The organism is Streptomyces hyderabadensis (assembly GCF_020404845.1).
GTDB classification, from domain to species: domain Bacteria; phylum Actinomycetota; class Actinomycetes; order Streptomycetales; family Streptomycetaceae; genus Streptomyces; species Streptomyces hyderabadensis.
Genome location: NZ_JAIOJZ010000036.1, coordinates 18,442 through 30,479, shown reverse-complemented (window position 1 = coordinate 30,479; position 12,038 = coordinate 18,442). Strand labels below are relative to the sequence as shown.

Genomic DNA, 12,038 nt, shown 5'->3' with positions numbered 1-12,038 from the left:
ACGCATGCGGAATTGCCTGCTCAGGATACGGTCCACGGCAGTCGGCACGAAGTGAACGATTGTTAGCAGCGTGCGCGGGGCAGACGTTTTCCAAGGCGCCGGACCGTGCGACCCTCGCTTCCCTCCGTGCGCCCGTTCTCCGCCTCCCCGTCGATCAGCGCCGCTCGGCACCCTGGAGGCGGCAAGCGCCGCCATCGCTCGCCGGTCCCCGTCAGCCGACCCGCACTCGACGACCGGCGGGCGGCCGCCTGATTCGGGGGTTGACATGGTCACTCGGAAGAAGATCACGGGGAGGTTCGGCTCCGCCGCGGCCGGAATGCTGCTGGCCGCGCGGCAGCGGCGGCTGGACCGGATCCGGCTGCACGAGCGCCGGCTGCGGCTGGAGGAGCTGGCGCTGCGGCGCGAGACCCTGCGGCACCAGCAGCGCATGCACTGGGAGTTGCTGAACAGGGCGCTCGACGACCCCTCGCTGGCGGAGGTCATCGACACGTACGACAAGAGCATCCCGGCGCAGAAGCGGCGACAGTTCTTCTTCGCCAACGCCTGGTACATCAACCTCTTCCACCTGCACCAAGCGGAGATCCTGGACCAGGAGGAGTTGTTCGGGCACCTGCGCGAACTCTTCCAGACCCCGCTGATGCGGGAGTACTGGGAGGCTTCGAGGCAGCAGCGGGCCTCGTTCAAGGCCACGTCGGTGGAGTCGCGCGTCGGCACGATGGTGGACGGACTCCTCAAGGACCTGGACGAAGCCGACACGGACGAGTGGTGGGTGGTGGGCACGCCTCCGTCCGACTGAGGCTCGCCGGACCGATCACGCTTCCGGGAGTGTCTTCGCCCCGGAGAGCACGCCCGGGCCGCGTTTTCAGTAACGTGCTCCCCGTACAATGGCCAACCCAGAAGGACCGGTACCCCTTGAAAATCGTGCGCCGCATCGGTGTGCCTCCAAGCTCGCGCGGCAGTACCTCGGGAGCCAGCTGTCCGGACCTCTTCGAGCTGAGCGACGGCAATTTCGCCGTTATCGGCACCGAGGCGACCGAGACCCTGGAGGGTGAACTCCCCGCCGATGCTTCCCGTGCGGACTACGAGCGCATCGTGGTCGTCAGCCGGGAGACCCTCATCCGGGCCAAGGCGGACATCCCGGACGCCTGACGTCAACCGTGTCTCCGGCCGTACCCACCGACGACGGCGCACGGAGCCACCACCGGCGAGCAACCCGGCACCCCGTCCTTGCTCGACGCTCCCCCGACCAGGCCTGGCGCCCGAACGGCACCAGGCCGCTCGTGCTGCTCAGGCCACCGCCGGCACCCCTACCGGCGCCCCCGGCCCCACATACCTGGCCACCGGCCGGATGATCTTCGAGTCGGACGCCTGTTCCAGGATGTTCGCGCTCCAGCCCACCACCCGCGCCGCCGCGAAGGTGGGCGTGAACATCTCGCGGGGCAGGCCGCACAGTTCCATGACCACGCCGGCGTAGAACTCGACGTTGGTGTGCAGTTCGCGCCCCGGCTTCAGCTCCGCGAGGATCGCCTCGACCTGCCGCTCCACCTCGACCGCGAACTCCACGCGCGGGCCGCCGAACCGCCGCGCCACCTCACGCAGCATCCGGGAGCGCGGGTCCTCCGTGCGGTACACCGCGTGGCCGAAACCCATGATGCGGTCACCCGCGAGCACCCGCTCCCGGATCCAGGCGTCGATGCGGTCGGGCGTACCGATCGCGTCCAGGGTGTCCAGCGCCCTGCTGGGCGCGCCGCCGTGCAGCGGGCCGGACAACGCCGACACCGCACCGGCCAGGCAGGCCGCGACGTCCGCACCCGTCGACGCGATGACCCGCGCGGTGAAGGTCGACGCGTTGAACCCGTGGTCGATGGTGGAGATCAGGTACTGCTCGATCGCCCGGGTGCGAGCCTCGTCCGGCTCCTCACCGGTCAGCATGTAGAGGTAGTTCGCCGCGTACGACAGATCCTCGCGGGGCTCCACCGGTTCCAGTCCGCGCCCCAGCCGGTGCAGCGCCGTCAGCAGCGTCGGTACGGCCGCGGCGGCGACCAGGGTGTCCTGCCTGCGCCGGTCGGCCGAGAGGTCGTACACCGGCCCGAAGCCCAGGGCGGCGCCCAGCAGGGACAGGCCGGTACGCATTCCGGCGAGCGGTCCCGAGCGGCTGCCGGCCTCGGCGATGGCGGGCAGGGCGGCGCGCACCGCAGCGGGAAGTCGCCGCAGCGCCGCGGTCTCGGCGGCGAAGGCGGCGCCGCGCCGCGCGTCGGGGAGCTCCCCGTGGATCAGGAGGTGCCAGACGTCCTCGAAGCTGCGGCTCTGGGCGAGTTCGACGGCCGAGTACTGGCGGTAGTGGTAGAAGCCCTCCAGCCCTCGTACGTCGCCGACCTCGGTCTCGGCCACCACGACACCGGCGAGCCCGCGCGGCACCTCGACGGTCGGTGCGGCGGCTGCGGTTTTGTTGACGGACATGATTACCTCCTTGAACTTGACTCAACTGTCCATACTTGACTGCACTTCTGTCAATATTGATTAAATCAATACATGACGACCCGACGGCTCAACACAGACCGCCTTCGATCGATACGGTGACCTCATGCGCGATCAACAGCCCGACCACCCCGCCGACAGCGAGCGGCGCCTGACCACCAGGGAGGCGGCCGAACTGCTCGGGGTGAAGCCCGAGACCGTGTACGCGTACGTCAGCCGCGGCCAGCTCGACAGCCGGCGCACGCCCGGCTCCCGGGGCAGCACCTTCGACGCCGACGAGGTGCGGGCCCTCGCCCGGCGCAACCGGCGTGACGGCGGCACGACCACGGCCGCGACCCCGGCCACCGGGCAGGAGCTGACCGTGCGCACCCGCCTCACGCTCATCGAGAGCGACCGGTACTACTACCGGGGCGTCGACGCGGTGGAACTCGCCGCTCGCCACACCTACGAGGAGGTGGCCGAGTGGCTCTGGACGGGGCGAATGCGCCCCGGCACCGTCTTCCGGGCCCCCGCAGCCTCCGTGTCCGTCGCCCGCCGCGCCGTCGACGCCCTGCCCGAACACGCGGGCCCCGCCGACCGGCTCCGTGTGGCGGCCATCGCCGCGGCGGTCGCGGACCCGCTCCGCTTCGGCCTGGCCGAGGACGCGGTGCTGGGCACGGCGCGCGTCCTCATCCCCACCCTCGTCGCCGCGCTGCCCCCCGTCCTGCGCGACGGAGACGACCAGGACCCGATCGCCCACCAGCTGTGGACCCGGCTCAGCGGGCAGGACGCCGACGAGCCCTCCCTGCGCGCCCTCGACACGGCGCTGAGCCTCCTCGCCGACCACGACCTGGCGGCCTCGACGCTGGCCGTGCGGGTCGCCGCGTCGGCACGTGCGCACGCCTACGCGGCCGTGTCCGCGGGACTGGGCGTGATCGAGGGACCGCTGCACGGTGCCGCCGGAGGACTCGCGCACCGGATGCTGCTGGAGGTCCTCGACCTGGGCAGCGCGGCGCCGGTGGTCGCGGAGGAGCTGCGGGCCGGCCGACGCATCCCGGGCCTGGGCCACCGGCTCTACCCCGGCGAGGACCCGCGCGCGCGTGCCCTGTTCGCTCTCCTGGAGGACATCCCCCGGGCGGCGCCCGCACTCGCGGCGGCCCGGGACGTCCAGGCCACCGCCGCCCGTCACACCCCGCTGCACGCCAACGTCGACCTGGCGCTCGCCGTGCTCACCGCGTCCTCCGGCATGGCCCCCACCGCGGCCGAGACGATCTTCGCCGTGGCCCGTACGGCGGGCTGGATCGCGCACGCCCTGGAGGAGTACGGGGAGCGCCCGCTGCGGATGCGGCCGAGCGGGCTGTACTCGGGTCCGAGGCCGCCGCGAGCACTGCCGGAGTAGCACGGGCGCGGCTGGAAGTCGCCCCGGACCAAGTCAGGTTAGGCTCACCTCTGTGAGTACGTGCTCAACCGTCTCCTGGGACCTCGACGAGCCCGTTTCGGGCACCGCACCCGTCGCGAGGACCTGGTTGCTGCTCGAACAGCCCGGCCCGTGGGGCGCCAAGGCGCTCACGTCCAGCCATCTGGACCCCGCGCTGGGGCGTGCCCTCGAAGCGGCGGCGAAGGGGACCGGCGTACGCGTCGCGCTCGTGCGCCGCCCCGGCCGCCACGCGGACCAGGGCACGCCCGCCGAACGCACCGTGTACGCGGCCCACACCGTGCCGGGAAACGTGTGGCTGCACGGCACCACGATCAAGGACGCTGGCCGGCTGCTCGGCCTCGACTTCGCGGCACTCGGCCGGGGCGACCACCACACCTTCGACTCACTCCTGGACGGCCGTCCCCACACCGGCGGTCCACTCGCCCTGGTGTGCACCAACGGGAAGCGGGACCGGTGCTGCGCCCTGCTCGGCAGACCCCTCGCGGCCGAACTCGCCGCGTCCGGCGCCGACGGCGTGTGGGAGGTCACCCACCTGGGCGGTCACCGCTTCTCGCCGACCGTCCTCGTTCTGCCCCACGGATACGTCTACGGCCGGGTCCAGGCCCACGCCGTCAAGGAAGTGCTGCACAGCGCGCGGGAGGGCCGGATCGTCGTCGGGGGCTGCCGCGGGAACTCCGCGTGGGAGCGCCCGGGCCAGGCCGCCGAGCTGGCCCTGCGGTCGGCCGTCGGCGAGGACACCGCCCAGGCACTGACCGTCGTACGGACGGACGGCGCCGCACCGCGCTGGGAGGTGACCCTGGCCCACCGCGACGGCCGGCACTGGCGCGTCACCGTCGTACAGGCGGCGTCGGTGCCACCACGGCCGGAGAGCTGCGGGGCGTCGGTGCTGGGTTCGCCGGCGCGGATGGAGGTCACCGCGGTGCGCGCGCTGCCGGTGGCGGCGGCACTGGCGAGCTGACGGCCTGCGGCAGGCACGGGCCGCCCCACGGGAGACACGGGCCACCTCGCGGCAGGCACGGGCCGCCCCACAGGAGGCACGGGCCGTCCCGCGGGAGATACACGCCACACCCCGCTACGGCACGCCACCGGCCCCACGTACCGTCAAGGCCATGAGCACCACTCCCCCCGTCCGCCGACTGCGCCTGGGCCTGCCGCGGCGGGTGTTCTCCCAGGTGCTGCTGATGCAGCTGGCGATCGCCGCGGGCGTAGCCGTGCTGGCGACCGGGCTGTTCCTGGCGCCGCTCGGCGACCAGCTGGACGACCAGGCGATGCGCCGGGCGCTGGCGATCGCGCAGACCACCGCGCAGCAGCCGCAGGTCGTACGGGACCTGCGGACCACCCGGCCGACCCCGGACGGCCCGGTGCAGCGGGCGGCGGAACGGGTCCGCGAGGCCACCAAGGCGGAGTACGTCGTCGTGATGGACCGCGAGGGCGTGCGCTGGTCGCACACCGACCCGCGGCGGATCGGGCAGGTCGTCTCGACCGACCCCGGCCAGGCGCTGTCCGGCCGCGAGGTCATGGAGATCGACGACGGCACCCTGGGCCGCTCGGCCCGCGGGAAGGTGCCGTTGCGCGACGGCGACGGCGAGATCGTCGGGGCGGTCTCGGTGGGCATCGCGTACGACAGCGTCCGGGCACGCCTGATCCACGCCATCCCCGGCCTGTTCGCGTACGCCGGTGGCGCGCTGGCCGTCGGCGCCCTGGCCTCCTGGATCATCTCGCGCCGGGTGCAGCGGCAGACCCGGGACCTGGCGTTCTCGGACATCGCGGGGCTGCTCGCGGAACGCGAGGCCATGCTGCACGGCATCCGGGAGGGTGTCGTCGCCCTCGACCGCGGCGGCCGGGTACGGCTGCTCAACGACGAGGCGCAGCGGCTGCTGGGCATCGGCGGCGAGGCCGTCGGCCGCTCCCCCGACGAGGCGCTCGGGGCGGGACGCACCGCCGACGTGCTGGCCGGCCGGGTGACCGGCACCGACCTGCTGACCGTGCGCGGCCGGCGGGTCCTGGTCGCCAACCGGATGCCCACCGACGACGGCGGTGCGGTCGCCACGCTGCGCGACCGCACCGAGCTGGAGCAGCTGGGCCGGGAGCTGGACTCCACCCGCGGCCTGATCGACGCGCTGCGCGCGCAGGACCACGAGCACGCCAACCGCATGCACACCCTGCTGGGGCTGCTGGAGCTGGAGATGTACGACGACGCCGTGGAGTTCGTCGGCGAGGTGGTCGGCGACCACCGGGTCACCGCGGAGCAGATCACCGAGCGGATCCAGGACCCCCTGCTGGCCGCGCTGCTGGTCGGCAAGGCCACCGTCGCGGCCGAGCGCGGGGTCGCCCTGTGGGTCTCGGACCGCACCCGGCTGCCGGACCGCCTGGTCGATCCCCGGGGGCTGGTCACGATCGTGGGCAACCTGGTCGACAACGCCCTCGACGCCGCCGCGGGGACACCGCACGCGCGCGTGGAGGTCGAACTGCGGGCCGAGGGGCGGGCCGCCACGCTCACGGTGCGCGACACCGGACCCGGGATTCCGGTGGACCACCGGGAGCTGGTGTTCACCGAGGGCTGGTCCACCAAGGAGCCGCCGGCCCACCGCGAGCGCGGCATCGGACTGCCTCTGGTGCGCCGCCTGGCCGAACGGCAGGGCGGCGGCGCGACCGTCGGGGAGGCGTACGGCGGCGGCGCCGAGGTCGTCGTCGTCCTCCCGGAGGCACTGACCGAACCGGCCCCTGAACCCGCCCTCACCGCCCCTGTGACCACCACCGCCGAGGAGGAGTCCCGATGATCGAGGTCCTGGTCGTGGACGACGACACGCGGGTCGCGCGGGTCAACGCCGCCTACGTCGAGAAGGTGCCGGGCTTCCACGTCGCCGCCGAGGCACACAGCGCGCTGGAGGCGCTGGCGGCGGTGGAGAGGCTGCCCCGCCTGGACCTGATCCTGCTGGACCACTACCTGCCCGACCGGACCGGTCTGGAGGTGGTCCGGGAGATGCGGCGACGGGGGCTCCAGACCGACGTGATCATGGTGACGGCGGCCCGGGACGTGTCGACCGTGCAGGCGGCGATGCGCCAGGGGGCACTGCAGTACCTGGTGAAACCGTTCGCCTTCGCCGGTCTGCGCGCCAAGCTGGAGGCGTACGCCGAACTGCGCCGCACCCTCGACGGGGGCGGTGAGGCGGAACAGGCCGAGGTCGACCGGATCTTCGGCGCCCTGTCGGCACCCTCCGACCCCGGGCTGCCCAAGGGCCACTCCCCCACCACCGCCGAGCTGGTGCGCCAGTGCCTGCTGAAGGCCGACGGACCGCTCTCCGCCCAGGAGATCGCCGAACGGACCGGCGTCAGCCGCCAGACCGCACAGCGCTATCTGAAGCTGCTGGAACGCACCGGACGGGCCGTCCTGACCCTCAAGTACGGCGAGGCGGGCCGCCCCGAGCACCGTTACGCGTGGGCGACCCGCCCCTGAGGCGACCGCCGGACACCGGGGCGCACGGGACCGGGGGCCGCCGTCCCTACACGGCCCCCGCTCCGGTCAGCGACCGCACCTCGGTCTCGGCATGCCTGGCCTCGTCCGGGACCTCCGGGGAGGTGACCGTGCCCAGCCAGCCGGCGACGAAGCCCAGCGGGATCGAGACGAGCCCCGGGTTCTGCAGCGGGAAGTACTGGAAGTCGAGGTCCGGGAAGAGCGACTGCGGGCTGCCGGAGACCACCGGGGACAGCAGCACGAGCAGCACGGACGGCACCAGGCCGCCGTAGACCGCCCACACCGCGCCGCGCGTGGTGAAGCCGCGCCAGAACAGCGAGTAGAGCAGCACCGGCAGGTTGGCGGAGGCGGCCACGGCGAAGGCCAGGCCCACCAGGAAGGCGACGTTGAGGTCGCGGGCGAGCAGACCGAGCCCGATCGCCACGGCACCGATGCCGACGGCGGCGACCCGGGCCACGGCGACCTCGCTGCGCGGCTCGGAGTGACGGCGCCGCAGGGACGCGTACAGGTCGTGGGCCACGGACGCCGAGGAGGCCAGGGTGATGCCGGCGACCACCGCGAGGATGGTGGCGAACGCGACGGCGGCGACGACCGCGAACAGGACCGTCCCGCCGGTGGACTCGGCACCGCCGCCCAGGTCGAGGGCGAGCAGCGGCACCGCCGTGTTCCCGGCGGCGTTCGACGCGCGTACGGCGTCCGGCCCGACCAGGGCGGCGGCGCCGAACCCGAGCACGATCGTCATCAGGTAGAAGCCGCCGATGAGGCCGATCGACCAGACCACGGACCGCCTCGCCGCCCGTGCGGTGGGCACGGTGTAGAAGCGGGACAGGATGTGCGGCAGCCCGGCCGTGCCCAGGACCAGGGCGAGCCCCAGACTGATGAAGTCGAAGCGGGAGACCCAGTCCCCGCCGTACGCCAGGCCGGGCGCGAGGAACGCCTCGCCGTGGCCGCTGCGCTCGGCCGCCGTGCGCAGCAGCCGGTCGACGTCGCCGTGGAAGCGCACCAGGACGAGCGTGGTCAGCGCCACGGTGCCGCCGAGCAGCAGGACCGCCTTCACGATCTGGATCCAGGTGGTGGCACGCATCCCGCCCAGCGACACGTAGATCACCATCAGGGCTCCGACGCCGATGACGGTCCAGGTCCGCGCCGCCTCGGTGGTCCCGCCCAGCAGCAGCGCGACCAGGCTGCCCGCGCCCACCATCTGCGCCACCAGGTACAGGACGGAGACGGTGACCGAGGAGGTCCCGGCCGCGATCCGCACCGGCCGCTCCCTCATCCGGGCGGCGACGACGTCGGCGAGGGTGAACCGCCCGCAGTTGCGGACCAGTTCGGCGACGAGGAACAGGACCACCAGCCATGCCACCAGGAAGCCCACCGAGTAGAGCATGCCGTCGTAGCCGTAGAGCGCGATGAGCCCCGAGATGCCGAGGAAGGACGCGGCCGACATGTAGTCGCCGGAGATGGCAAAACCATTCTCCATAGGCGAGAAGAGGCGGCCGCCCGCGTAGAACTCCTCCGCGGATCCCTGCCGGTGGCGTCCCACCCAGGTGGTGATCCCGAGCGTCACCGCGACGAACGTGCTGAACAGCACGAGGGCCGCGGTCTGGTGATCACCCGTCACGACGCACCGCCCCGTGCCCCGCGCGTCAGCTCCTGGGTGTCCCAGCGCAGTTCGAGCGCGGCCCGGTCCCGGCGCAGCCGGGCGTGCCGGGCATAGGCCCAGGTGAGCAGGAACGTGGTGAGGAACTGCCCGAGCCCGGCGAGCATCGCCACGTTCACCGCCCCGGCCACCGGCCGGGCCATCAGGGTGGGCGCCGTCGTGGCGGTCACCACGTAGGCGACGTACCAGAGGAAGAAGGCGGCGACGGCCGGCCCCACGAACCTCCGGTACCGGCTGCGGACCTCCTGGAAGGCCGCACTGCGCTGGACCTCCAGATACACGTCGCCCGCGGCCCGGGGCGGCTCCGCCGGGGCTTCCCGACGCACCGGCGGCAACGCCGGCCCGGCGGCTGCGAGGCCGGCCGACTCCCCCCATCCGGAGGCGAGGGCGTCGTACCACGGGTCCTCGTACCGCGGGACGTCGTACGGCGCGCCGGGCACCGTCTCGACGTAGGCCCTGCCCGGCACGGCGCGGTGGTCGGCCGCGCTTTCGGGACCGCCCCCGGAACCTCGGGGCCGATCGTTGCTTGACTGCATGCCCAAGGATGGACAGAACGGGAAGATCCCCGACTCTTCTTCCCCAGGCACTTCACCCCATCAGGTGATTCATCCCGATGGTGGCCGCACCAGCCCCTTGCCATAGGCGTAACGGACCGCCTGCGCCCGGTCCTTGATGCCCGTCTTGGCGAACAGGTTGTTGATGTGGGTCTTCACCGTCGCCGTGGAGACCCGCAGCCGCCTCGCGATCTGCTGGTTGTTGAGCCCCTCGGCGATGAGGACCAGCACCTCGGTCTCCCGGGCGGTGAGCCCGTCCGGCGGTTCGGGCGGTCCCGCACGCGGCGGCTCGGGCTCGGGCTCGGACAGGCGCTCCAGAAGTCGTCTCTGGATGCTCGGCGCCAGCCCGGCCTCTCCGGACAGGACGCCGTGCACCGCCCGGACGATCTCGTCCCCGCCCGCGTCCTTGGTGAGGTAGCCGCGCGCCCCGGCCCGCAACGCGGGGAACACCGACGCGTCGTCCGCGTACGTCGTGAGCACGACGACCTGGGTGCCCGGGTGCTCGGCCCGGATCCGGCGGGTGGCCTCCACCCCGTCGCACCGGGGCATGCGCAGGTCCATCAGCACCACGTCCGGAGCCAGCTCGGCGACGAGCCGGACCGCCTCCTCGCCGTCACCGGCCGCGCCCACGACCTCGACGCCGGGCAGGAGACCGAGCAGCATCACGATCCCCTCGCGCACCACGGTCTGGTCGTCCGCGACCACGACCCGCGCGGGCGCCTTTCCGGGCTCCTCCGTCATACGGGCACCTTCAACGTCACCACGAACCCCTCCTCGCCCGGGCCTGCCCGCAGCGAGCCGCCCAGCAACTCGGCACGCTCCCGCATGCCCAGCAGACCGTACCCGCCTCCGCTGCCGGTGGCCTCGCCCGGCGGACCTCCCGAATCACGCACGTCCAGCGTCACTTCGCGGGCGCCGTAGTCCAGCCGGACCCGCACCCCCGCGCCGGGGGCGTGTCTGCGGGCGTTGGTCAGCGCCTCCTGGGCCACTCTGCGCACGGCCTGCGACGCCTCGGCCGGCAGCGGTCTGCGTTCCCCCGTAATGGTGATCTCCGCCGCGCCCTGAGCCGTCTCGACGAGCTGGCTCAGGAAGTCCTCCAGCGGCGTCAGGTCGCCGCGCAACGCGGACAGCGCCTGCCGGGTTTCGGCAAGCCCGTCGCGGGCCATCCCCCGTGCCGCCACGACCCGGTCCAGGATCTGCTGCCGGTCCGCGTCCCGCTCGATCAGCAACCGGGCCGCCTCCAGGTGCACCATCTGCGCCGAGAGGCTGTGCGCCAGCACGTCGTGGATCTCACGCGCGATACGGGCCCGCTCCGCGAGTGCCGCGGACTCCGCCTCGGCCGCCCGGGCGGCACGCTCCTGGTCCAGCAGCCGCTGGGCGCTCCCCCGCGCCTCGGCGTCGAGGCGCAGGACGTATCCGGCGAGAACCAGCCCGCCCGCCGTGGCCGCCGTGGTCAGCCAGGCGTCGTCGCTGACCACGGCGTAGGAGGCCAGCGCGGCCGAGGTCACGGGCAGCGCGGCCGCGAGGGGCATCCGTTCCAGGGCCACGACGGCGCAGCCGCACCAGACGACCAGTGCGGGGACCGCGAAGCCGACGGACTGGGCGGCGGCCGCGATCGCGAGCAGCACGGCGACGAGGGCCAGGGACGGCCGCAACCGGTGCGCGAGCGTGGTCCGGAAGAAGCCCCATGCCGCGCACACGGCGCCCACCAGGCCGACAGCCGCGGCGGCCGAGCCCCACCCGTGCAGACGGCTGCTGGTGAGCGCGCCCCACAGCAGCATCCCGAACACCACCAGCCGCACCGTCAGGGTGAGCAGCCGGCGGGGCCGGGACACGCTCTCGGGCAGGAGCGCCTCCCTGGAGGGCCACCTCGTCCACACGTTCTCCGTCACGCGGGCTCCTTCCAGGCGGGCCTGGCCACGGCGTCACGGTACGCGGGGCCGGGTGCCGCGGCCGGACGCCGGGTCTGGACGCGCCAGGCCAGGACGCCGGACCGGACCAGCAGGGTCGCCGCGAGGGCGAGCAGCAGGGCCGAGCTGTCCTGCCGCACCCCCAGGACCGCACCGACCCCGTAGAGCCCGGCGCGCAGTGCGAGGCCGGCACCCCACACCGCGATGCTCGCCCGGGTGCCCCTGCTCCACACGGCGCCGTCGGCCTCGACCCATATCCGGGTGGTCCAGGCCCAGCCGGCCCCCATGGCCAGGCCGACGATCAGCTCGACGGCGAGCAGCAGCACGGCAGTGGTCTGGTGGTGGGCGTCGATCATGCCCGGTTCGCGCAGTGCAACGACGCCGAGCACCACGGGCAGCACCCACCAGCGGCGGTCGGTGTCGATCCGGCTTGGGCGCAGCTGCCGGCTGATCACCAGACCGGCCACCGCCGTGACGACCAGTGCGTCGAGGAGCCCGGACATCGTGCCTCCGTGAGCGGAAGAAGGGGGATGCCGGCGGCGGT

The 12,038-nt window shown here is 73.4% G+C and carries 12 protein-coding genes; 6 read left to right on the top strand and 6 right to left on the bottom strand.

From position 1 onward, the window contains the following. Positions 1–265: 265 nt before the first annotated feature. Together K7854_RS25055 and K7854_RS25050 are read left to right on the top strand one after the other, a co-directional pair. A complete protein-coding gene (locus tag K7854_RS25055) occupies positions 266–796 on the top strand; it encodes a DUF6082 family protein (protein ID WP_226028806.1) in 531 nt (176 codons plus the stop codon). A gap of 116 nt (positions 797–912) precedes the next feature. Further along, positions 913–1,149 carry a hypothetical protein gene (locus K7854_RS25050; RefSeq protein WP_115744584.1) on the top strand — a complete coding sequence of 79 codons (237 nt, stop codon included), beginning with the start codon at positions 913–915 and terminating at the stop codon, positions 1,147–1,149. Positions 1,150–1,287: 138 nt separating this feature from the next. On the opposite strand, the gene K7854_RS25045 is transcribed toward K7854_RS25050, so the two are convergent. Further along, positions 1,288–2,460 (bottom strand): citrate synthase/methylcitrate synthase, encoded by a 1,173-nt coding sequence (locus K7854_RS25045; protein WP_226028805.1) that lies wholly within the window; start codon positions 2,458–2,460, stop codon positions 1,288–1,290. 124 nt (positions 2,461–2,584) lie between these two features. On the opposite strand from K7854_RS25045, the gene K7854_RS25040 reads away from it, so the two are divergent. The 4 genes from K7854_RS25040 (at position 2,585) to K7854_RS25025 (ending at position 7,352) form a co-directional block, all read left to right on the top strand. Continuing rightward, positions 2,585–3,856, top strand: a complete 1,272-nt coding sequence (locus K7854_RS25040) for a citrate synthase (RefSeq protein ID WP_226028804.1) — start codon at positions 2,585–2,587, stop codon at positions 3,854–3,856. A 52-nt stretch (positions 3,857–3,908) separates the two neighbouring features. Then, entirely contained in the window at positions 3,909–4,853 is a 945-nt protein-coding gene (locus K7854_RS25035; protein ID WP_226028803.1) for a ferredoxin family protein, read from the top strand. A gap of 151 nt (positions 4,854–5,004) precedes the next feature. Next, entirely contained in the window at positions 5,005–6,675 is a 1,671-nt protein-coding gene (locus K7854_RS25030; RefSeq protein ID WP_226028802.1) for an ATP-binding protein, read from the top strand. Further along, complete coding sequence (locus tag K7854_RS25025; protein WP_226028801.1) at positions 6,672–7,352, top strand: response regulator; 681 nt, start codon at positions 6,672–6,674, stop codon at positions 7,350–7,352. Before K7854_RS25030 ends, K7854_RS25025 begins: the two co-directional genes overlap by 4 nt. Before the next feature lie 46 nt (positions 7,353–7,398). Here K7854_RS25025 and K7854_RS25020 read toward each other — a convergent pair whose 3' ends face one another. The 5 genes from K7854_RS25020 to K7854_RS25000 all read right to left on the bottom strand — a co-directional run bounded on the left by K7854_RS25020 (position 7,399) and on the right by K7854_RS25000 (position 11,997). Next, positions 7,399–8,991, bottom strand: a complete 1,593-nt coding sequence (locus K7854_RS25020) for a monocarboxylic acid transporter (RefSeq protein ID WP_226028800.1) — start codon at positions 8,989–8,991, stop codon at positions 7,399–7,401. Continuing rightward, a complete protein-coding gene (locus tag K7854_RS25015) occupies positions 8,988–9,566 on the bottom strand; it encodes a DUF485 domain-containing protein (RefSeq protein WP_226028799.1) in 579 nt (192 codons plus the stop codon). The genes K7854_RS25020 and K7854_RS25015 overlap by 4 nt, the downstream gene beginning before the upstream one ends. Positions 9,567–9,635: 69 nt before the next feature. Continuing rightward, complete coding sequence (locus K7854_RS25010; protein WP_226028798.1) at positions 9,636–10,325, bottom strand: response regulator transcription factor; 690 nt, start codon at positions 10,323–10,325, stop codon at positions 9,636–9,638. Next, the gene (locus tag K7854_RS25005) at positions 10,322–11,476 is read right to left on the bottom strand and encodes a sensor histidine kinase (RefSeq protein WP_226028797.1); all 1,155 of its coding nucleotides are present in this window, start codon (positions 11,474–11,476) and stop codon (positions 10,322–10,324) included. The genes K7854_RS25010 and K7854_RS25005 overlap by 4 nt, the downstream gene beginning before the upstream one ends. Beyond that, positions 11,473–11,997, bottom strand: coding sequence for a DUF1453 domain-containing protein (locus K7854_RS25000; protein WP_226028796.1), 525 nt, complete (start codon positions 11,995–11,997; stop codon positions 11,473–11,475). The genes K7854_RS25005 and K7854_RS25000 overlap by 4 nt, the downstream gene beginning before the upstream one ends. Positions 11,998–12,038: the final 41 nt, after the last annotated feature.